Origin of the sequence: Streptomyces sp. CA-288835, from assembly GCF_050936385.1 — a bacterium.
GTDB lineage: Bacteria > Actinomycetota > Actinomycetes > Streptomycetales > Streptomycetaceae > Streptomyces.
The window spans coordinates 3,670,751-3,691,851 of the sequence record NZ_JBNJMW010000001.1 but is presented as its reverse complement, the minus strand read 5'-3'; the positions used below and the strand labels follow the sequence as shown (position 1 = coordinate 3,691,851).

Below are 21,101 nucleotides of genomic sequence, written 5' to 3'. Positions count from 1 at the left end.
ATGAAGTCGCTGAGCCGCCCCCGCCGAAGCCCCGGCCGTCCCCTACGAAGATCGAGCCGCCACCGCCACCCCCATGACCTCCCGCGCATGCCGGTTCGGCACCATCCCCAAGCGCCAGACCTGCCAGCCCGCGTCCAGGTCGACGCCGCGTTCCAGCAGCAGCTGGTACGCCTCGATGTAGTCGTCGAGCTTTCCGTCGCGGGTCGGGTGGTTGCTGCGGGAAAGCTGGGTCAGCTCCTCCTGGGCCACGGCAGTGCCGATCTCGGCGCCGCCCGGGGAGGCGTAGGGCAGCAGGGTGCAGCGCAGGAAGCGGGCCCAGTCCTCGCCCCGCCGGTCGCCGTACGAGGCGAACAGGCTCGCCGCCTCGTCGCACAGCGAAAGGGCGGACTGTGTACGGGCGTTGCCCGCGTCCACCACGGCCAGCTCCAGGCACGTCCACGCCTCGCCATGAGCCACGCCGATGCGCTGGAAGTCCGCCCGGGCGTCCACCAGGAGCTGGCGGGCGAAGCCGGAGTTGCGCAACGAGCCCGTCTGGACCGCCCGTTGATCGCGCGTGGCGCGGGCCGAGTGGTGGCGGGCGCACGCCAGTCCGTACACGTCCCGGATGCGGGAGAACATCGTCCGCGAACGCTCCAGTTCGCGCACGGCCTGGTCCAGATTGCCGGACTCCTCCAGGGCCTGGCCCAGGTAGTACACCGTCCACGCCTCGCCCCGCGCGTCCTCGTTGTCACGATGACGGGAGATCGCCTGGCGCAGACCGTCCACGGCGGAGGACGCGTCGCCGTCCACCAGGCGGGCCCGGGCCAGCTGGGTCAGGGCCCAGGCCTCACCCCGCGGGTCACGGGTGCGGCCGTACAGATCAAGGGCCTCGCGGAGTTCCGCCTCCGCACGCGGTACGTCGCCCATGCGCAGGCCCAGCTGCCCGAGCTGGAAGTGCGCCCAGGCCTCACCGTGCACGGACTCGCTCTGGCGGTGCATGACCAGCGCCTGCGTGAGGAGATCCAGGGCCGTGGCGAGACGCGCCCGGTCCCGCTCCACCGCCGCCAACGCGTGCATCGTCCAGGCGCGGTCCGCCGCCAGGGCGGGGGAGGCCTGCAAGTCCATGGCCTCCTGGAGCTTTGCCGCCGCCTCGCTGAGATTGCCCTGGTGGTGGAGCGTGATGCCGAGCGAGCACAACGCCCTCGCCGCGCCCGCGTCATGATGCGCCTCGAAGTACAGGTCCACCACCGAAGCGAGCTGCGTACGCGCCTTGTCCAGCTCGCCGAGCTGGCGGGCCGCTATACCCGTACGCCACTGGACCGAGCGCATGAGCAGTCCCTGGTCGACCGCCTGCGTCAACTCGCTGATCTCGCCCAGCCGGTAGAGGTCGCCGCGCAGCAGGCAGTAGTCGCACAGGGCGCCGAGCAGGTTCAGTACGGCCGTCTGGTTCACGCCCTCCGCATGGCGCAGCGCCGCCGTGATGAAGCTCGACTCGTCGTCCAGCCAGCGCAGCGCCGCGTCCAGCGAGGTGAAACCGTGCGGGCCAACGGTGTCCGCTCGCGTCGACGTCTTGCCGTCGACCAGGCGGATCACCGAGTCCGCCAACTCGCCGTAGTTCACGATGAGTCGTTCCTGCGCGGCCGTACGCTCCGCCGGGTCCTCCTCGTCCAGCAGGCGGGCCTGCGCGAAGGCACGGACCAGATCGTGCAGACGGTAACGGCTGCCCCGTACATGATCGATAAGCCCGGCCCGCGACAACGCCTCCAGATGCCGGGTCGCCTCCGCGTCGTCCGTCGACAGCAGGGCGGCCGCCGCCGCGGCACCCAGGGAGGCGCGGCCGGCCAGCGCCAGGCGGCGCAGCAGCCGCCGGGCCGTGTCCGACTGGTCGCTGTAACGCAGCCACAGCACCCGTTCGACCGGCTCGACCGGACCGTACGCATCCAGATCCGTGGCCAGCTGACGATGCGTACGCGGGCCGAGTGCCGAGCCCGCGATCCGCAGCGCCAGCGGCAGGCCGCCGCACAACTCCCGTACGCGGTCGCAGGATTCGGCGTCGTACGGACCTGAGGCGTCCTGCGCCGCGGCCTTCAGCAACTCCTCGGCGCCCGCCGAGTCCAGCGGCTCCACGTGGAGTTGGTGCACCCAGGCGGGGAGGTCGTCGGGCAGATCCAGCGGTTTGCGAGCGGTGACCACGACGAGGCTGTCGGAACGCTCGGGCACCAGGGTCCGTACCTGCTCGGCGTCGCTCGCGTCGTCCAGCACGATCGTCACCGGCATGCCCGTCAGATGCTGGTGGTAGAGCTCGCTCAGCCGTCGCACCTGCTGCTCCGGCGAGGAACGCTCCCGGAACAGCAACTGCTCACGCGAGGCGCCGAGCCGGTTGAGCAGATGCAGCAGCGCGTCACGGGTGGACAGCGGTGGCTCCTCCGGGCTGTCGCCGCGCAGGTCCACCACGCACGCGCCCCGGAACTGGTCCTTGAGCGAGTGCGCGGCACGGATCGCCAGGGTGCTGCGACCCGAGCCCGGCGCGCCGTGCAGCACGACCACCGTCGGCTTGGTCTCCGTACTCGCGCGGGCCGCGTGCACCCACTGCGTGACCCGCCCCAGTTCCTGTCTACGGCCCGCGAACGGGCCCTCCGGCTCCGGGAGTTGATCGAAGGACCGCTCCAGCACGCTGCGTCTGCGCGCCGCCGCGCTCTTGTCCGTACCCCGCAGCTGCGGCGCCTTCCGCTTCGGACCGGTCGACGCGCTGAGCACCCGCTGCTGGTCCAGGAACGGACGGATACCACGCACCTCCAGCGCCGTCAGCCACTGCAGCCGCAACTGCTCAGGACCGCCAGGCTGCCCCAGCGCCCCGGCCTGGCGACTCGCGGCCGGCAGATGCGAAGCGGTCACCTTCGCCACCGTCGCCGCGGCGCCCACCACACCGACCACGGCTCCGGCGCCGATCGCCGTCCCCGTACTCGTGCCGAACGCCAGGTCCGCCACACAGGCCGCGACAGCGGCAACGACCGCGACCAGCAGGGGAGTTCCGGCACCCTCACGCGCCCACCGCTGCCCGAACGTCAGCCGCCCGGCCTCCGCCTCGTCCAGCGCCTTCGTATACGCCTCGTACTCCTCGGCCGCCGTCCCCGCGATGGCGTCCAGCGCCCCACGCGCCCGCGACAGCAGCACACTCCCGTCGATCCGCCCGCCCGACCGCCGAACCTCCTCCTCCACGGCCCGGGCCAACAGCCGCTCGGCCTCAGCCCGATGGCTGTCCCGCATGTCAGGTCCCCCTCCGCCGGCAACGGCTTATTCCGGGTCAAGTGTCCTGCGGACGGAGTGCGAAGGCGAGAGAGCCATTGCCAAGTTCACGCCCTCAAAAGCCGACCACACTGACCCGTACGGACTTGATCCGCACATGCCCGACCCATCACCTACCCCCGGTGCGGGCCGGTGATCCGCATCGCGCCCCGGTGATCCGCACCGCGCTCCGCTTGCTGTGGCGGAACCAGGTTCGCGTGGGAGGCTGGGAGTATGAATCGCCTGGCCCATGAGACGTCCCCGTACCTCCTCCAGCACGCCGACAACCCTGTCGATTGGTGGCCCTGGTCGGCTGAGGCTTTCGACGAGGCGCGTGAGCGTGGCGTGCCGGTGCTGCTGAGTGTCGGGTATTCCAGTTGCCACTGGTGTCATGTCATGGCTCACGAGTCGTTCGAGGACCAGGAGACCGCCGGCTACCTCAACGCGCACTTCGTCAGCGTCAAGGTCGACCGCGAGGAGCGGCCCGACGTCGACGCCGTCTACATGGAGGCCGTGCAGGCGGCGACCGGGCAGGGCGGCTGGCCCATGACCGTCTTCCTCACGCCGGATGCCGAGCCGTTCTACTTCGGGACCTATTTCCCGCCCGCGCCGCGGCAGGGCATGCCGTCGTTCCGGCAGGTGCTGGAGGGTGTGCACAGCGCCTGGGCCGACCGGCGTGAGGAGGTCGCAGACGTTGCCGGGAAGATCGCGCGGGATCTTGCCGGGCGGGAGATCTCGTACGGGGACGCGAGCGTGCCCGGTGAGGAGGAGCTGGCGCAGGCGTTGCTCGGGCTCACTCGGGATTACGACGCCCAGCGTGGTGGGTTCGGTGGAGCGCCGAAGTTTCCGCCGTCCATGGTGATCGAGTTCCTGTTGCGGCATCACGCGCGGACCGGGGCCGAGGGTGCGTTGCAGATGGCCGCCGATACGTGTGAGCGGATGGCGCGTGGCGGTATCTACGACCAGCTGGGCGGGGGGTTCGCGCGGTACTCCGTGGACCGTGAGTGGGTGGTGCCGCACTTCGAGAAGATGCTCTACGACAATGCGTTGCTGTGTCGCGTGTACGCCCACCTGTGGCGGGCCACCGGCTCCGACCTCGCCCGTCGCGTTGCCCTGGAGACCGCCGACATCATGGTCCGCGAACTTCGTACGAACGAAGGCGGGTTCGCCTCCGCGCTCGACGCTGACAGCGATGACGGTACGGGGAAGCATGTCGAGGGTGCGTACTACGTGTGGACGCCCCGTCAGCTCGTCGACGTCCTCGGGGATGAGGACGCCGAGATCGCCGCTCAGTACTTCGGTGTGACGGAGGAAGGCACTTTCGAGGAGGGAGCCAGCGTCCTTCAACTGCCGCAGCAGGACGGCGTGTTCGACGCCGAGCGGATCGAGTCCATCAAGCAGCGGCTCAGCCACGCCCGTGCCCAGCGGCCCGCTCCCGGCCGTGACGACAAGGTGGTCGCCGCCTGGAACGGGCTCGCGATCGCCGCCCTCGCGGAGACCGGCGCGTACTTCGACCGCCCCGACCTCACCGAGGCCGCGCTCGGTGCCGCCGATCTTCTCGTACGTCTGCATCTGGACGAGCGGGCCCGGCTCGCCCGTACGTCGAAGGACGGCCAAGTCGGCGCGAACGCGGGCGTGTTGGAGGACTACGCGGATGTCGCCGAGGGGTTCCTGGCGCTTGCTTCGGTGACCGGTGAGGGGGTCTGGCTGGAGTTCGCCGGGTTCCTGCTCGATCATGTGCTGACGCGGTTCGTGGACGAGGAGTCGGGGGCCTTGTACGACACGGCCTCCGACGCCGAGCGGCTGATCCGTCGCCCGCAGGATCCGACCGACAGCGCCACGCCCTCCGGGTGGAGTGCGGCGGCCGGTGCGTTGTTGAGCTACGCGGCCCAGACTGGCGCCGAGCCTCATCGCACCGCCGCGGAGCGGGCGTTGGGCGTCGTGAAGGCCCTCGGCCCGCGGGCGCCGCGCTTCATCGGCTGGGGGCTCGCGACCGCGGAGGCCCTGCTCGACGGGCCGCGTGAGGTGGCCGTGGTCGGACCGGCGGACGCCCCGGCGACGAAGGACCTTCACCGCACCGCCCTCCTTGCCACCGCCCCGGGAGCGGTCGTCGCGGTGGGCACCCCCGGCAGCGACGAACTCCCGCTCCTCGCCGACCGCCCACTGGTCGAGGGCGAACCGGCGGCGTACGTCTGCCGCCACTTCACGTGCGACGCACCGGTGACGGATGCGGGGTCCCTGCGGGAGAAGCTGGTTTCTTGACTGCGTGCCGGCGTGGCTGGTCGCTCCCCACTCTCGGCTTCGCCCAGAGCCCACCAGGGGCTGCGCCCCTGGACCCGCTCGGGGCTGCGCCCCGGACCCCAGCGTGGGCCTGTGCCCTCGGGTCCAGTCCTGGGCTCCGCCCCAGACCCCATTCGGGGGCCAGCCCCCGGACCCCCGCTCCTCAATCGCCGGAGGGGCTGGATTTTCGCGGCCGAACTTGTCGGTCGAGGTCAGCAACAACCAGCCCGTCCGGCGTTTGAGGACGAGGCCGCCAGGCCGATGGCGGGGGTCTGGGGGCGTAGCCCCCAGCGGGGTCCAGGGGCAGCGCCCTTTGGTATGGGACGGGTAGGGGCGGCGGGGGCGAACCCAACCCGGTTCAGCCCAAGCGGTTCACCAGTGCCTGGTACTCGTCCCACAGCTCCTTCGGCGTGTGCGAGCCGAACGTGTTGAGGTGGTCGGGGACCAGTGCCGCCTCCTCGCGCCAGACGTCCTTGTCCACGGTCAGGAGGAAGTCCAGCTCGGACTCGGAGAGGTCGAGACCCTCCGTGTCCAGGGCGGACTTGGTCGGCAGGATGCCGATGGGCGTCTCGACGCCCTCCGCCTTGCCGTCCAGACGGTCCACGATCCACTTCAGAACGCGGCTGTTCTCACCGAAGCCGGGCCATACGAACTTGCCCTCGTCGTTCTTGCGGAACCAGTTCACGTAGTAGATCTTCGGCAGCTTCGACGCGTCCTTGTCCTTGGCGACGTCGATCCAGTGCCCCATGTAGTCGCCCATGTTGTAGCCGCAGAACGGCAGCATGGCGAACGGGTCGCGGCGCAGCTCGCCGACCTTGCCCTCGGCGGCGGCCGTCTTCTCGGAGGCGACGTTCGCGCCGAGGAAGACGCCGTGGTTCCAGTCGAAGGACTCCGTGACCAGCGGCACCGCCGTGGCACGACGCCCGCCGAACAGGATCGCCGAGATCGGCACGCCCTTCGGGTCCTCCCACTCGGGCGCGATGATCGGGCACTGCGAGGCGGGAACGGTGAAGCGGGCGTTGGGGTGGGCGGCCGGGGTCTCGGACTCCGGCGTCCAGTCGTTGCCCTTCCAGTCCGTGAGGTGGGCGGGCGTCTCCTCGGTCATCCCCTCCCACCAGATGTCACCGTCGTCCGTCAGCGCGACGTTGGTGAAGACGGAGTTGCCCCACAGCGTCTTCATCGCGTTGGCGTTGGTGTGCTCACCCGTACCGGGCGCGACGCCGAAGAAACCGGCCTCGGGGTTGATGGCGTACAGCCGGCCGTCCTCACCGAACCGCATCCAGGCGATGTCGTCGCCGATGGTCTCGACGGTCCAGCCACGGACCGTGGGCTCCAGCATGGCGAGGTTCGTCTTGCCGCAGGCCGAGGGGAAGGCGGCAGCGACGTACTTCGACTCCCCCTGCGGCGGCGTGAGCTTCAGGATCAGCATGTGCTCGGCCAGCCAGCCCTCGTCGCGCGCCATGACGGAGGCGATGCGCAGGGCGTAGCACTTCTTGCCGAGCAGCGCGTTGCCGCCGTATCCGGAGCCGTACGACCAGATCTCACGGGACTCGGGGAAGTGCGAGATGTACTTGGTGGAGTTGCACGGCCACGGAACGTCCTCCTGACCCTCCTCCAGCGGCGCGCCGAGCGAGTGGACGGCCTTCACGAAGAAGCCGTCGGAGCCGAGCTCCTCCAGAACCGCCTGGCCCATACGCGTCATCGTGCGCATGGAGACGGCGACGTACGCGGAGTCGGTGATCTCGACGCCTATCGCGGACAGCGACGAGCCCAGCGGGCCCATGCAGAACGGCACGACGTACATGGTCCGGCCACGCATCGAGCCGCGGAACACACCCTGCTCGCCCGCGAAGATCTCCCGCATCTCGGCGGGGTCCTTCCAGTGGTTCGTCGGACCCGCGTCCTCCTCCTTCTCGGAGCAGATGAAGGTGCGGTCCTCGACCCGGGCGACATCGGTGGGGTCGGAGGCCGCGTAGTAGGAGTTGGGGCGTTTGATCGGGTCGAGTTTCTTGAAGGTGCCCTTACGGACGAGCTCCTCGCTCAGTCGCTCGTATTCCGCCTCTGAGCCGTCACACCAGACCACGTTGTCCGGCTGCGTGAGTTCCGCGATCTCGTTGACCCACGAGATCAGTTCTTGGTGGTTGGTGGGAACGGCAGGGGGAGCCGCGATGTCGCGCGCCACGGTTGCTCCTAGATGAGGGATTTTGTTGTCGAATGCCCCTTGGGGGCCGCGGCCCGGATGCTTCGTCTGGATCATGGCGCTCATCCGGTGCCGACCGCACTCATATGATCATCCGACGGGTTCGCGCATATGTCCAGAGCGCCTCACACCTGAGCAGACGTGACCATCGCCACGCCATTCCCCCCGGGGGTTTCATGTTTATTGTCCACTTCGTTACCAATTCGCCATAGCGGACCGAAGTTCCCGGCCCTCAAACCCCGGTGAGAGGAAAGCCACTTGGCCCCTATCGCATGGGCGAACTGATTCAGGACTTACGGTTCCGTAGGTACGATTCGGCCTATGACTGCGTCCGCCTCCGACGCGCCCTTGGACACGCCGGCCGCCGGCCGCGTCTCCGCCGCGCTCTCCCATCTGCCGCATCCGGCCAAGCCCAAGCTCCGGGGCTGGCTGCATGCCGGGATGTTTCCGGCCGTGCTCGTCTCCGGCCTGGTCCTGACCGCCCTCACGGAAACGACGCGCGGACGCATAGCCTGCGGGATCTTCGTCCTGACCGCCTGCCTGCTCTTCGGCGTGAGCGCCATCTACCACCGGGGCGACTGGTCACCGCGGGCCGACGGCGTACTGCGCCGGCTCGACCACGCGAACATCTTCCTGATCATCGCGGGCACGTACACACCGCTGACCATGTTCCTTCTGCCTGGCGCCAAGGGGCAGTGGCTGCTCTGGGGCATCTGGGGCGCCGCTATCGCCGGCATCCTCTTCCGGGTGTTCTGGGTCGGCGCCCCGCGCTGGCTCTACACCCCCTGCTACATCGCGATGGGCTGGGCAGCCGTCTTCTTCCTCCCCGACTTCATGCGCACGGGCGGGATCGCCGTCCTCGTCCTGGTGATCGTCGGCGGGCTGCTCTACAGCGCGGGCGGCGTGATCTACGGCCTCAAGCGCCCCGACCCGTCACCGCGCTGGTTCGGCTTCCATGAGGTGTTCCACTCGTTCACGCTGGTCGCGTTCATCACGCACTACATCGGGATCTCGATCGTGGCGTACCAGCACGGGTAGCTCCATCGACCTTGCCTTCAGTGGCCGCGGCTCTTGAGCCGCGGCCACTTTTGCGTGCGTACCCGCGCCCACGCATTGACAGCTGGCATCTTTTGAGAGCTACTCTCATTTCATGGTTGCTGTCACTCCACGGGCCGAGACCCGGCCCGACCCACGTCGCTGGTGGGCCCTCGGCGCCCTCGTTGCGAGCATGCTCGTCCTCGGCTTCGACCTGACGATCCTCAACGTCGCACTGCCGACGATGGCCGAGCAGCTGCAGGCCAGCACGGGCGAGCTCCAGTGGATCGTGGACTCGTACGTCGTCGTCTTCGCGGCCCTCATGCTCCCCGCCGGACTGCTCGGCGACCGCTTCGGACGGCGCAGGATGCTGATCGCGGGACTCCTCGTGTTCCTCGCCGGAGCCCTGTTCGGCACCCTCGTCTCGACGCCCGAGCTGGTCATCGCGGCCCGTACGGTCATGGGTGTGGGCGCAGCGCTGGTGATCCCGCTCGGGCTGTCGGTGCTGCCGTCGATGTTCGGGCCGGAGGAGCGCAGCAAGGCGGTCGCGGCGGTCACCGCCTCGATGGCCGCGGGCATGCCGCTCGGGCCGCTCGTCGGCGGGCTGCTGCTGGACCACTACTGGTGGGGCTCGATCTTCCTGATCAACATTCCGATGGTCGCCATCGGCATCGCCGCCTGCCTCTTCCTGCTGCCCGAATCCCGCGACCCGGCATCGCCACGCGTCGACGTCCTGTCCACCGCGTACAGCGCGGTCGGTCTCGGCGCCCTGGTCTTCGGCATCATCGAGGCGCCCGAGCGCGGCTGGGGCAGTCCGCTGGTCCTCGGCTCGTTCGCGCTGGCCTCGGGGCTGCTGGCCTCCCTTGTCGTACGGGAGCGCCGGGCCGTGCGGCCCATGCTGGATCTGAAGCTGCTCGGGCACCGCGGTTTCCTGTTCAACAGTCTGGCGGCGACGCTCGGCACCTTTGTCTTCTCGGGGCTGCTGTTCATGCTGCCGACGTATCTCCAGGAGGTCGGGGGCAGTGACGCGTTCGGCACCGGGCTGCGGCTGCTGCCGATGATGGGCGGACTGATGGTCGCCGCCCGGATGAGCACACCGCTGGTACGGCGCATGGGGCCACGGCCTGTGGTCACGGCGGGCCTGGCGGTGCTGTGCTTCGCCGCGCTGCTCGGGTCCCGTACCGAGGCGGACAGCGGGTACGGGTTCACCGCGCTGTGGCTGACCATCGCGGGACTGGGCTTCGGGCTCGCGATGGTGCCCGCGATGGACGCGGCGCTCGGCGGGATCCCTCGCGACGAGGCCGGAAGCGGGTCCGGGCTGCTGATGACGTTGCGGCAGGTGGGCGGTGCGATCGGCATCGCGCTGCTGGGCAGCCTGGTCGCCGGTGCCTACGGCGACCGGATCGACACCTCGGGCCTCCCCGCCGGAGCCGCGGACGCGGCGCGCGAGTCGCTGACCGGCGCGCACGCGGTCGCCGAGCGGCTCGGGCTGCCTGGCCTCGCGCGCTCCGCCGACGCCGCGTACGTGGACGGCATGGGCACGGTCCTGGTGGTGTGCGGCATGGCGGCGCTGGTGACCGCCCTGCTGACGGCGGCGCTGCTGCCGAACGTACGGCCCGCCAAGGCGGACGGGGAAGCGGAAGACGAGGTTCCGGCCATGGCTCGTACCAAACCCGATGGCGGACAATGACGGGATGACCACGGCACGAACCTCCCTCCCGGAAGCCGCCCGGCACCTGAGCCTGCGGGAGCGCAAGAAGCTCAAGACGCGCATCGCGATCAGGAACGCCACGTATGAGCTGATCGAGGAGCAGGGGTACGACGCCACGACGGTCGAGCAGATCGCCGACCGTGCGGAGGTCTCGCCGAGCACCGTCTTCCGCTACTTCCCGACCAAGGAGGACATCGTCCTCACCGACGAGTACGACCCTCTTGCCGTGGACCTGCTGCGGTCGCGTCCGGCGGACGAGAGCCTGGTCGACTCCTTGCGGTCCATCATCCGCCAGTCGATGACCATGGCGATGACCGACGACCCGAGCTTCGTGGAACGCGAGATGAAGCTGCGCCTCCGCCTGATGACGGAGGTCCCGGCCGTGCGCTCCCGGATCATGGAGAGCATGTCCGTCACGGGCCGCCTGCTGTGCCGAGCAGTCGCGGAACGCACCGGCCGGGACGAGAACGATCTGGAGGTACGGGTCTACACGATGGGGCTGATGGGCGCCCTCCTCGAAGCGACCATCTACTGGGTCGAGCACGACTACCAAGGTGACGTACTGGATCTGCTCGACCGCACCCTCGACACCTTCAAGGACCTCCCCAAGCGATGACCCGGATGACCCGGCGATGACCTCAGGGCGCCGGAAAAGGCCCCGGCCACCGTACGGCGGTCATGGCATCCTGACCCCGTGAACGGACCGGAGATCCACGTCGAGTTCGCCCCCGAGCTGGGCATGTTCGTGCCGCAGGGGCGGCGGGTGGGGGCCACGGAGGTTGTTACGGACGGCGTCTCCACGCTGGGGCATGTCGTGGAGTCGCTGGGTGTGCCGTTGACGGAGGTCGGGGCGCTCGTCGTGGACGGGCGTGAGGTGTCCGTGTCGTACGTGCCCGGGGCGGGCGAGTCGGTCGAGGTGCGGGCCGTTGAGCGGCCGCAGCGGGTGCCGGGGGCGCCGCTGCGTTTCCTGCTCGACGTACACCTGGGGACGCTTGCCCGGCGGCTGCGGCTGCTGGGCGTGGACGCCGCGTACGAGTCCACCGACATCGGCGACCCGGCCCTCGCCGCACGCTCGGCGGCCGAGCGGCGCGTGATGCTCAGCCGCGACCGCGGGCTGCTGCGCCGGCGCGAGCTGTGGGCCGGGGCGTTCGTCTACAGCACGCGTCCTGATGACCAACTCCGGGATGTACTGGGTCGGTTCGAGCCCGAGCTGAAGCCGTGGACTCGGTGCACGGCCTGCAACGGCCTGCTCAAGGAGGCCGTCAAGGACGAGATCGCCGACCGGCTCGAGGGCGGGACGCAGCGGTCGTACGACGTGTTCGCGCAGTGCGAGGAGTGTGGGCGCGTGTACTGGCGGGGCGCGCATCACGATCGCTTGGAGGCGATCGTGACGCGCGCCGTTGCGGAGTTCGGGTAGGCCGGTTCGCGACGGCGGGTGCGTGTGGCGCCGGATCTGGTGGCGGATCCGGTGCCGGGCTCCCTCGGCTGAGGGGGGACGAGGCGTCTAGCGGGGCCAGCGCCCCTCCAGGGCTGCGGGTCCGCGCCCCGAAGGGGCGCGGGGCTGTATCAACTTGCGGCTCCGCCGCGATGGGAGTCCCCCCCGCTCGAGCGGAGCCCCGAAGGGGTCTGGGGCGAGTGAGCCCCGGGGCTGGGCCGAGGGCGCAGCCCCACGCTGGACTCCGGGGCGCAGCCCCGAGCGGGCCCGCGGGCGCAGGCCCACGCTGGGGTCCGGGGCGGAGACCCAGGACTGGGCCCGAGGGCGCTCCTGGTGGGGGTCTGGGGCGAAGCCCCAGCGGGGTCCTAGGGGCGGAGCCCCTGGTGGGCTATGGGCGGAGCCCAGGGGACGGGAATGGGTAGGGGCGGCGGGGGCGAAGAACCCCCCCAGGCACCCACCGGCAGGTACCCGCCTACGACCGCTCCTCCAAGTACCGCGTATGCGACTCCTGGCGACGAGCCTCCACCTCTCGGAGGCTCGTCGTCAGCGTTTCCATCTCGTCCTGCAGCAGCGCGAGCTGGCGCTCAAGGTGCCGCTCCGGCGGATCCGCGCCGGGCGTCAGGCGCGTCCACCAGCGGGCCCGCACGTACGCGTCCACCGCCTCCGGCACGTCCTGCCGCACCGTACGCGACAACGCATGCACCCCCTCCGCATCCTGCGCGAGCACCTCCGTGACCCAGCCGGGAGCCAGCAGCGCCGTGAGGAGTTCCGTCAGTTCGGTGAGGCGGCCGGAGGCGGCAGGTGGGAGTTCGACGTCCGCCAGGTAGTCGCGCAGCTTGGCGAAGTCGTCGCGCAACTCGTCCAGTTGGGCCGACGGGTCGGGGAAGTCCGGCAGGGGCGGGCGTTCCGGCGGGGCCAGGAGCGCGCCCGCGCCGTACAGACCGGCGACCACGACCGGCCAGTACGCCCCGGCCACCCCCGTGAACGTCAGCCCAAGCCCCACAATCCCCAGCGCACTCCCCGTGAGGTTCTTACGGGACTCCAGGTACGCGAAGGACTTCGCCACGAAACTCACGTCATTACTGGTAGCCACGGATCTCCTCGAAGGCACCGTCGAGCGAGCCCTTTCGGGCGTCGAAGAGACGGCCGCCGGTCAGCTCGGCGATGTGCTCCAGCTCCGCCCGGTCGGAGTCACCGAAGACGATCGGGAAGACCGGGATCTCCCGCTGCTCACCGGGCAGCCCGGCGTAGAAGCCGTCGAACTCCTCCGGCCCCGCCCCCGTCGTGTTCTCGCCGTCCGTCATCAGCACGATCGACGTGAACGTGTCGTCATCGGCGCCCAGATGCTCGTACGCCTTCTCCAGCGACGTATAGATGGCCGTGTCCCCGGAGGCCGTGAGCGCCTCGGCGTCGCGGCGGATCCCTTCGAGCCCAGTCTGCGGGTCCTCGGGCCGCACCACATGCGTCCGTACGCTCTTGACGGCGGAGCCGAACGGCATCAGCGTCACCTCCTCCCGGTCACGGAAGTCGCTGGTCAGCGCGGTGAGCGCCTTCTTCAGCCGACCGAGGCGGCCCTCCTCGCGCATCGAGCCCGAGGTGTCGAGGACGTACACCGTGCGCGAGGGCCGGCGCAGCTTGTTCTCGTACGCGTCGAGGAGCCCATCGGCGACGGATCGGCTTGCGGGGAACGGGAGTTCACGGCGGCGGCTCGAGTCGAGCCACGGCGCGGGCTTCACGGAGGCGACGACCGGACGGCGGCCCGTACGTTCCGTGATCTGCTGCTGGGCGTCCGGGGCGCGCAGGGCGTCGGTGAGGCGACGCACGGTGTCGCGGGTGCTCTCGTCGGTGGCGGCGAGCGAGGCGAGCGGGTAGTCCGCCGTGACCACGCCGTCCTTGGGGCGGATCACGGTGAGGTTCTCCTTCACGCCACGCATGGTCATCAGCACCGACTCGTAGTTGAGCAGCGCGTCGACGGTGCCGCGACGGGCGTACGCGGATGCCAGCCAGCCGGAGGAACCCGACGTCAGCTCCTGCCCCTTGAAGAACTCCGCCAGCTTGGGCGTCGCCCGCTCCACATCCGCGTCCGTCAGCGCGGACTGGGCGCCGGAAAGGCCCGAGGCCACCGAGATCAGCGCGGAGAAACCGGAGTTGGAGCGGGACGGGTCCGTCATGCCGTACGTCAGATCACCGGCCGCCACCGCCTTGTGCACCTGCGACCAGGTGACATCCTCGGGCTTCCAGCCCAGCCGGCGTACGGTCTCCGGCTTCATACCGATCGCCACCGGGCTGGACATGATCGGCGTCTGGGACACGACCTTCTGCGCGGCTGCCGCGTCCAGGCGCAGGTAGTCGCTGGAGGCCAGCCACGCGGCTTCGTACGCGCCGTCCGCCTTCCCAGAGGCGAGCCGGTCCACCGCGTCGCGCGTGCCCATATAGGTGGGGACGACCTTGATGCCGGTGTCCTTGCGGATCTCCTCCAGTACGGGGCCCATGTCGGACAGCTCGCTGGAGGCGAGGATGCGGAGGGTGCCGGGTTCGGCCTTGGCGGGCTGACCGGGCTTCTCGGAGCTCTCGCTCCCCGTGCACGCGGTGACCGCCAGCAGCAGGACGGCGGCCAGAGCGGTGTGGCGACCTCTCATCCGAGCCCTCCTTCCAGCGCGCCCTGCGAGCGGGACCGCTCCAAGTACGCGGAGGCGTGCTGGAGTTCGGAGGTCAGGGACTCGACCGTGGCGGCCATCGTCTCCGTGGCCTGGGCCTTGTACTGGTCGATCGTGTCGAGGGTCCGGTAGATCTGCTGGAAGGCGCTGCGGAGCGTCTCCGCGCCGACCGCCGGGTCCGCCGCGATGCGCTGGATCTCGCCGGACTGCGTGGCGAGCATCTCCGCGTTGCCGCGGATGAGGTCCTCCGTCGTGCCGCGCAGCGCGTTGACCTGCTCGACGACCTGGCGCTGGTTGTCGAGGGCGGAGGCCAGCATCACCGAGATGCGCAGCGCGGACACGGTGGTGGTGGCCGCACGGTCGACGCCCTTGATGAGTTCCTCGTTGTTGCGGCGTACGACGTCCATGGCCAGGTAGCCCTGTGCGCACACCGCGAGCTGGGTGAGCAGGTCCTGATGCTTCTGGCGTACCGGGAACAGGACATCGGCGCGCAGATTGTCGGCCTGTGCCGGATCCGTGGCCTCGACGCCGGCGATGTGCCGTTCGACCGCCTCGTCCAGGGCCTGGGTCAGGACGACGTACTCCTGGAGCTTGCCCATCGTGTCCCAGAGGCGGACGCGCTCGGTCTGCAGGGCGGCGTTGTCGCGGCGCAGCTCGTCCTGGCCGCCGCGCAGGGAGCCGACGATCTTGTTCAACGTGCCTTGTGCGGAGGCGTACTTGGCGACATGGTCGCGCAGCTTGTTGCCGCCGGGGAGCCTGGAGAGCAGCTTGCGGCCCTTGCTCGCGGGCAGGTCGCGCGGGTCCAGGTCCTCGACCGTACGGCGCAGCTCGACGAGCGAGGAGGAGACGCGGGACTGGGCGTCCTCACCGTTCGCGGGCAGGCTGCGGATCGTACGGTCCAGCATGCGGTTGGACTGCGCGGACGCGGAACGCATCTCGCCCGAGCCGAGGGCGACGATCTCCCCGATCTTCCCCGCGAACTCGGGGGAACGGGCGTCGAGGGCGGCGAGCCCGCCGACGTACTCCTCGGCCTTGCGCGCCATGTCCGTACGGACCGACTCGTCGACGGGTACGAGCCCGCCGGCCTTGTCCTTCGGCACGGCCGCGACGGGCGCGGGCGGAGTGAGGACGAAGTCTTCGTTGTCACTGGTCACTTGCGGTTTCCCCCTAGCCCCGCGCCTGGCGTGCCATCTCGTGCAGCACCTTGGAGGCGGGCACGGGCGCCTGCCGGACGCCGGTCAGCTTCTGGTTCAGATACGTGGTGTGGGCGGCGGTCGCCGCCGTGAACTCCGCGCTCGCGCCCTGCGGCCGGAACCCGTGCCGCACCGCCAGCTTGCGCAACTCCTTGTCGGTGCTGAGGAGTTCACCGAGCGCCCGGCCCTCTTCGGTGAGGGGTACGACGGTGTGGTCGCTGTTGGCGGTGGTGTCCGGGTAGAGGACGGTCAGGTCGTCGACGGACTGGTCCCGCACGAGCAGCGAGGCGACCTGGGACTCGTAGACGAGGACGAGCGGATTGCCGACCCCGCTGATGAAGTCCCGGAACGTCGCGTCCGTACTGGTCTGCTGGGCGCCCTGGACGCTGACCAGCTTGCGCATCAGGGGCGCGGTCTCGCCTACGGCGGACGTGTCGGCGGCGACCCGGCCGCCGGCGGCGACGTACGAGGCGGCGGCGAGGTAGAGCGCGCCGGAGTTCGAACTGGTCGGGTCGGTGGTCGACACGAACAGCGTCCCCGTCAACTCCCCGTACTTGTCCGCGCCCTTGAGCTGCTGCCACGTCTTGTTGGCCTGCGCCGCCTTCAGATAGGCGGTCATGTTCAGGGTGCCGTTGCCCTTGTTGACGGTCGCGAGTCCGTTCGCGGCCAGCACCTCGGCGGCGTTGCGGTGCGCCACGACCACGAGGGGCGAGTAGAAGGGGCGCGGCAGGGGCTGCCGTACGCCGTACTTCTTCGCCAGCTCGTCGGCGGGCGCCTGGCTGCCCGGAAACGCGAAGTCGTGTCCCTTCAGGTCCAGGCCTTCCATGGCCCAGGAACCGGACGTCTCCGTCTCTACGGTGTAGCCCTTTGCAGCGAGGGCCTTCACCACGTCGGGGTCGGCGAAGAACTCTGCCTTCTCCGATCCGATCACTCCTCGCACGGTCTTCGTTGCCGTGCTCTTGTCCTGGTCTTCGCGGCCCGCTACGACGGCTGCTGCTACTCCGCCGATGAGGAATACCGCCAGGACGACTGCGACGATTCTTCTCACACCGGGAGAGTGCTCGCGGAACCCAAAGTTCCCCGGCGCCTGGGGTGAACGGGGGGTGACACACCGGTCCCGGTATGGCCCCGAGGGGGTTTTTGCCCCAGCCCCGCCCCTTCCCGAAACGGGGGCTGCGCCCCCGGCCCCCCGCCAGGGGGTGGTGGGTGACACTGCGTGTCGCGGCTGCGGGTGCGTTGGGGCTGGTCGCGCAGTTCCCCGCGCCCCTAAACAGCCTGCGACTGCCCGCAGCCCGACGAGAAAGCGACCCGGAAAAGCCCGCACCCCCATGGCCCCGCTGCCGCCTACGGCGGCAAGGGGACGGGGCGGGGGTGTGCGCCCGCAGCGGCCGGCGCGCCAACACCGGCACCCTCTACCAGCCGACAGCAACGCGCGCCGGTCCGAGGACGGACACCCCCGACGCGGCCCCGCACCCACCACGAACCCAAGGGGCGCGATCAGCCACGACGGCGTCGCAGCTTCGAACTACCTGTGGCTCCCGGTCCGCGCGTCGCTGCGGGTGCGCGCGGACCGGGGCCGATCTAGGGGAGCCCGGTGGGCTCAGTGCGGGGCGAGTTCCCGCGCGGCGCCAGCGAGCGCGGCGGCATGCGCATCCATGCGCTCCGCCGCGAGGATCGCCGCCGCCGTATCCGCTCGCGACGCGGCCACGACGAGCGCGCGACCGGCGAGGGCATGCGCCCGCTCGTGCAGCGCGACCAGCCGCGGCTCGTGCGCGCCCGCCGACGTGCGTACCGGCGGCCGACCGCCCCGAAGGCGTGAAACCTCCCGAGCCAGCCGCTCGGCGGCCGCGTCCAGGTCCGCCGACGGCGAAAGCCCGCGCAACTCATCCGTCACCGCAAGCAACGCCCCAAGATGCCCCGCGAGCTGGATGTCCAGCTCCTCCTCCCGCGACCGGTGCGGAAAGTCGGCGCTGCCGACCGGCGTGTGGACCGACTTGGTGCGGATCGGTTCGTACATGGGGACGGCCTCCTGTGCTCTGACAGGAAGCCATCCTAGCTTAGATTCAGTCTAAAGTTGAGCCGGTTCGCGAAAGAGAGTCAAAGGCTCACGCAGCGTCACGGCTGGCTGTAGCCATCAAGAAAGTTCCCGATCCGAGTCACCGCGTCCGTCAGATCCCGCGCCGTAGGCAACGTCACGACCCGGAAATGGTCGGGCTCCGGCCAGTTGAACCCCGAACCCTGCACCACCATGATCTTCTCAGCCCGCAACAGATCCAGCACCAGCTGCCGGTCGTCCTTGACCTTGAACACCTTCGGATCGAGCCGCGGGAAGAGATACAGCGCCCCCTTCGGCTTCACGCACGTCACGCCCGGAATCTGCGTGAGCAGTTCATGTGCGACATCCCGCTGCTCCCGCAGTCGCCCGCCCGGCAGCACCAGATCCTGGATCGTCTGCCGCCCGCTCAACGCGGCGACCACCCCGTGCTGACCGGGCATGTTCGCGCACAGCCGCATGTTCGCCAGGATCGTCAGGCCCTCGATGTACGAGTCGGCGTGCGCCCGCGGGCCGGAGATCGACATCCAGCCCACCCGGTAACCCGCCACGCGGTACGCCTTCGACATGCCGTTGAAGGTGAGCGTCAGCAGATCCGGGGCGATCTTGGCGGTCGCCGTGTGTGTGGCGTCGTCGTACAGGATCTTGTCGTAGATCTCGTCGGAGCAGACGAGCAGGTTGTGTCGGCGCGCGATGTCCGTCAGGCCGCGCAGCATCGCTTCGTCGTATACCGCGCCCGTCGGGTTGTTCGGGTTGATGATCACGAGCGCCTTGGTGCGGTCGGTGACCTTGCGCTCGATGTCGGCGAGGTCCGGCATCCAGTCGGACTGCTCGTCGCAGCGGTAGTGCACGGCCGTACCGCCGGACAGCGACACCGCGGCCGTCCACAGCGGATAGTCGGGCGCCGGTACGAGGACCTCGTCGCCGTCGTCGAGCAGGCCCTGCATCGCCATCACGATCAGCTCGGAGACGCCGTTGCCGATGAAGACGTGCTCGACGTCCGTCTCGATGCCGAGGGTCTGGTTGTGCATGACCACGGCCCTGCGCGCCGCGAGCAGGCCCTTCGCGTCGCCGTAGCCGTGTGCCGACGACACGTTACGGAGGATGTCCTCCAGGATCTCGGGCGGGCATTCGAAGCCGAATGCCGCCGGATTCCCGGTGTTCAGCTTGAGGATGCGGTGACCGGCCGCCTCGAGCCGCATCGCCTCCTCGAGAACCGGGCCCCGGATCTCGTAACAGACGTTGGCGAGCTTGGTCGACTGGATCACCTGCATGTCCGCGAGCTTACGGCCGCGTAACGCTCCGTGGGACGTGTTTTCCACCACGCGAGACGTGGTGGTTTGCGGGGATATCGTCCCCAGTTACACCACAGGCCCCTCTTTTCTCTACAATCCCCCACCATGTTCCTGACACAGAGCGCGGCAGAAGTACGCACGACGCCTATGCCGCGAATAAGTCAGCCGGTGAGTACGACGTGAACGACGCATACCGGGAGAACGTCGAAGGCCAGGGCGCGCCGCCTGTGTACCACCCGCACGGCGACACGGCTCCGCCGTACGACGAGTACGCGGACCCGGCGGTCGCGCACGGGTGGCAGAACACGTACGACGACACGGTCCGCATCGAGCCCGCGGAGGGCGCGGCGAACGCGGGGGACGCGGATCTCCCCGATGGCGCACCCGATGACGTACCCGATGACATAGGGCGTCACGAGCGGCTGATGCGCCGCCGCCGGGTCCGGACGAAGAGGCGCGGAGCCGTGGCGGCCGGTGTGGCCGTCGCCGGGATCTTCGCCGTCGCGATCTCCGGGCTTTTCGGTTCCGAGTCCTCCGAGAAGGAGGACCAGGAGGCGCCGAAGGCCCAGCAGTCCTCATCGGCCACGGACGAACCCGGCTCGACCGCCCCGTTGGTCGACGACCCGTCAGGAGCGCCGCCCACGGCCTCGGACGGCTCGTCGTCCGGCAGTGCCTCGGACTCGGACCAGGCCGCGGTGAGCCCCTCACCGAGCGACTCCCGGTCCGACGAGTCCGATGGCTCCGGCGAACCCACCACCGGGACACCCTCGACCACGCCCACCGCCCCAACGACCGAGCCGGACAAGGGGAATGGCAACCCCGGTCGCGGGCAGGGAGCCACCAAGCGCCCCAAGTAGCGGCAACCGCCAGGCCGTACGGCGTGAACCAACACCAACCGGCGGCGTAATACAACTCCTTGCCCCTACACCCCTCTAACGATCACAATGCGCATGACAATGCAGCGGGCGGCCGGAAATTCTCCGGTCGCCCAAGTCGTAAGAGGGGACCCCCACATGAGAAAACCTCTCGTCGCCGCGCTCAGCGCCCTGGCTCTTGCCGGGCTCGGCGCGGTACCCGCCGGTGCGGCAACCGCCGTGGCGGCCGAGCCCGCGGCCTCGACCGCGGGCAAGGGCATGGACACGGACACCGTCACTTCGGTGGCCCATGACGCGGTCACGTCCACCACGGCGAACCTGTCCCGCGTCACCGCGCCGAAGGCCCAGGCCGTGGACTTCGCCGGCACGGTCTCGCTCAGCAACTGCTCCGGCTCTGTCGTGCGCATGCCCGACTCGGAGGCGAACGATCCCGCCCTCGTGATGTCCAACGGCCACTGCCTGGAAGCCGGCTTCCCGGAGCCCGGCGAGGTCATCGTCGACCAGCCCTCCACGCGCAGCTTCGGGCTGCTCAACTCGGCCGGTACGCGCGTAGCGACACTCCGCGCCGACAAGATCGCGTACGCGACGATGACGGACACCGACGTCTCGCTGTACCAGCTGACCAGCACATACCAGCAGATCCAGGACTCGTACGACATCAAGGCCCTGGAACTCAGCGCCGCGCGCCCCACCGCCGGAACTGACATCAGCGTCGTCTCCGGCTACTGGAAGCGCATATACAGCTGCAGCGTCGACGGCTTCGCGCACCGCCTGCGCGAGGGTGCCTGGACCTGGAAGGACTCGGTCCGCTACACCTCCGCCTGCGACACCATCGGCGGTACGTCAGGTTCGCCCGTCGTCGACGACGCCACCGGCAAGGTCGTCGCCGTCAACAACACCGGCAACGAGGACGGCGCCCGCTGCACCGACAACAACCCCTGTGAGGTCGACGAGAGCGGCAACATCACCGTCCGCGAGGGCATCAACTACGGGCAGCAGACGTACAACATCGTCCCCTGCGTCGGACTCGACAACAAGATCGACCTGAGCCGCCCCGGGTGCACCCTGCCCAAGCCGTAGCTTGTGCGATGACGTCTTCGGCG

General features: G+C 69.7%; 15 protein-coding genes. 7 read left to right on the top strand and 8 right to left on the bottom strand.

The annotated features are described in order from the left end of the window. Window positions 1-42: 42 nt before the first annotated feature. Window positions 43-3,246 carry a tetratricopeptide repeat protein gene (locus ACQEVY_RS16530; protein ID WP_432949144.1) on the bottom strand — a complete coding sequence of 1,068 codons (3,204 nt, stop codon included), beginning with the start codon at window positions 3,244-3,246 and terminating at the stop codon, window positions 43-45. A 252-nt stretch (window positions 3,247-3,498) separates the two neighbouring features. Between ACQEVY_RS16530 and ACQEVY_RS16525 the strand changes: the two genes are divergently transcribed. Further along, the gene (locus ACQEVY_RS16525) at window positions 3,499-5,526 is read left to right on the top strand and encodes a thioredoxin domain-containing protein (RefSeq protein ID WP_432949142.1); all 2,028 of its coding nucleotides are present in this window, start codon (window positions 3,499-3,501) and stop codon (window positions 5,524-5,526) included. Between the two features lie 376 nt (window positions 5,527-5,902). Here ACQEVY_RS16525 and ACQEVY_RS16520 read toward each other — a convergent pair whose 3' ends face one another. Next, window positions 5,903-7,726 (bottom strand): phosphoenolpyruvate carboxykinase (GTP), encoded by a 1,824-nt coding sequence (locus ACQEVY_RS16520; RefSeq protein WP_432949140.1) that lies wholly within the window; start codon window positions 7,724-7,726, stop codon window positions 5,903-5,905. Window positions 7,727-8,065: 339 nt separating this feature from the next. Here ACQEVY_RS16520 and trhA point away from each other — a divergent pair, with 339 nt between their 5' ends. From trhA to ACQEVY_RS16500, 4 genes are all read left to right on the top strand, one after another. Then, the gene (trhA, locus tag ACQEVY_RS16515; RefSeq protein ID WP_432949138.1) at window positions 8,066-8,782 is read left to right on the top strand and encodes a PAQR family membrane homeostasis protein TrhA; all 717 of its coding nucleotides are present in this window, start codon (window positions 8,066-8,068) and stop codon (window positions 8,780-8,782) included. Window positions 8,783-8,894: 112 nt separating this feature from the next. Then, the gene (locus ACQEVY_RS16510) at window positions 8,895-10,469 is read left to right on the top strand and encodes a DHA2 family efflux MFS transporter permease subunit (protein WP_432949136.1); all 1,575 of its coding nucleotides are present in this window, start codon (window positions 8,895-8,897) and stop codon (window positions 10,467-10,469) included. A 4-nt stretch (window positions 10,470-10,473) separates the two neighbouring features. Next, window positions 10,474-11,106, top strand: coding sequence for a TetR/AcrR family transcriptional regulator (locus ACQEVY_RS16505; RefSeq protein ID WP_432949134.1), 633 nt, complete (start codon window positions 10,474-10,476; stop codon window positions 11,104-11,106). 78 nt (window positions 11,107-11,184) lie between these two features. Continuing rightward, a complete protein-coding gene (locus ACQEVY_RS16500) occupies window positions 11,185-11,907 on the top strand; it encodes a Mut7-C RNAse domain-containing protein (protein WP_432949132.1) in 723 nt (240 codons plus the stop codon). 490 nt (window positions 11,908-12,397) lie between these two features. Here ACQEVY_RS16500 and ACQEVY_RS16495 read toward each other — a convergent pair whose 3' ends face one another. The 6 genes from ACQEVY_RS16495 to ACQEVY_RS16470 all read right to left on the bottom strand — a co-directional run bounded on the left by ACQEVY_RS16495 (window position 12,398) and on the right by ACQEVY_RS16470 (window position 19,102). After that, window positions 12,398-13,018 carry a hypothetical protein gene (locus ACQEVY_RS16495; protein ID WP_432949130.1) on the bottom strand — a complete coding sequence of 207 codons (621 nt, stop codon included), beginning with the start codon at window positions 13,016-13,018 and terminating at the stop codon, window positions 12,398-12,400. Continuing rightward, window positions 13,005-14,564: a substrate-binding and vWA domain-containing protein gene (locus ACQEVY_RS16490; protein ID WP_432949128.1), complete on the bottom strand. Its 1,560-nt coding sequence runs from the start codon at window positions 14,562-14,564 to the stop codon at window positions 13,005-13,007. Before ACQEVY_RS16490 ends, ACQEVY_RS16495 begins: the two co-directional genes overlap by 14 nt. Beyond that, a complete protein-coding gene (locus ACQEVY_RS16485; RefSeq protein WP_432949126.1) occupies window positions 14,561-15,736 on the bottom strand; it encodes a toxic anion resistance protein in 1,176 nt (391 codons plus the stop codon). The genes ACQEVY_RS16490 and ACQEVY_RS16485 overlap by 4 nt, the downstream gene beginning before the upstream one ends. 13 nt (window positions 15,737-15,749) lie before the next feature. Further along, entirely contained in the window at window positions 15,750-16,823 is a 1,074-nt protein-coding gene (locus ACQEVY_RS16480; protein WP_432949124.1) for a hypothetical protein, read from the bottom strand. 552 nt (window positions 16,824-17,375) lie between these two features. Beyond that, window positions 17,376-17,792: a hypothetical protein gene (locus ACQEVY_RS16475; protein ID WP_432949122.1), complete on the bottom strand. Its 417-nt coding sequence runs from the start codon at window positions 17,790-17,792 to the stop codon at window positions 17,376-17,378. 98 nt (window positions 17,793-17,890) lie between these two features. Further along, window positions 17,891-19,102: a pyridoxal phosphate-dependent aminotransferase gene (locus ACQEVY_RS16470; protein ID WP_432949120.1), complete on the bottom strand. Its 1,212-nt coding sequence runs from the start codon at window positions 19,100-19,102 to the stop codon at window positions 17,891-17,893. Between the two features lie 200 nt (window positions 19,103-19,302). Between ACQEVY_RS16470 and ACQEVY_RS16465 the strand changes: the two genes are divergently transcribed. Both ACQEVY_RS16465 and ACQEVY_RS16460 read left to right on the top strand, forming a co-directional pair. After that, window positions 19,303-19,980 (top strand): hypothetical protein, encoded by a 678-nt coding sequence (locus tag ACQEVY_RS16465; protein ID WP_432949118.1) that lies wholly within the window; start codon window positions 19,303-19,305, stop codon window positions 19,978-19,980. A 156-nt stretch (window positions 19,981-20,136) separates the two neighbouring features. Beyond that, window positions 20,137-21,078 (top strand): S1 family peptidase, encoded by a 942-nt coding sequence (locus tag ACQEVY_RS16460; RefSeq protein WP_432949116.1) that lies wholly within the window; start codon window positions 20,137-20,139, stop codon window positions 21,076-21,078. Window positions 21,079-21,101 lie beyond the last annotated feature (23 nt).

Bases quoted from the DNA above. Each gene is read 5' to 3' on its own strand.
- ACQEVY_RS16530 (WP_432949144.1), bottom strand. From the start codon at position 3,246: ATGCGGGACAGCCATCGGGCTGAGGCCGAGCGGCTGTTGGCCCGGGCC.
- ACQEVY_RS16525 (WP_432949142.1), top strand. From the start codon at position 3,499: ATGAATCGCCTGGCCCATGAGACGTCCCCGTACCTCCTCCAGCACGCC.
- trhA (WP_432949138.1), top strand. From the start codon at position 8,066: ATGACTGCGTCCGCCTCCGACGCGCCCTTGGACACGCCGGCCGCCGGC.
- ACQEVY_RS16510 (WP_432949136.1), top strand. From the start codon at position 8,895: ATGGTTGCTGTCACTCCACGGGCCGAGACCCGGCCCGACCCACGTCGC.
- ACQEVY_RS16505 (WP_432949134.1), top strand. From the start codon at position 10,474: ATGACCACGGCACGAACCTCCCTCCCGGAAGCCGCCCGGCACCTGAGC.
- ACQEVY_RS16490 (WP_432949128.1), bottom strand. From the start codon at position 14,564: ATGAGAGGTCGCCACACCGCTCTGGCCGCCGTCCTGCTGCTGGCGGTC.
- ACQEVY_RS16475 (WP_432949122.1), bottom strand. From the start codon at position 17,792: ATGTACGAACCGATCCGCACCAAGTCGGTCCACACGCCGGTCGGCAGC.
- ACQEVY_RS16470 (WP_432949120.1), bottom strand. From the start codon at position 19,102: ATGCAGGTGATCCAGTCGACCAAGCTCGCCAACGTCTGTTACGAGATC.
- ACQEVY_RS16460 (WP_432949116.1), top strand. From the start codon at position 20,137: ATGAGAAAACCTCTCGTCGCCGCGCTCAGCGCCCTGGCTCTTGCCGGG.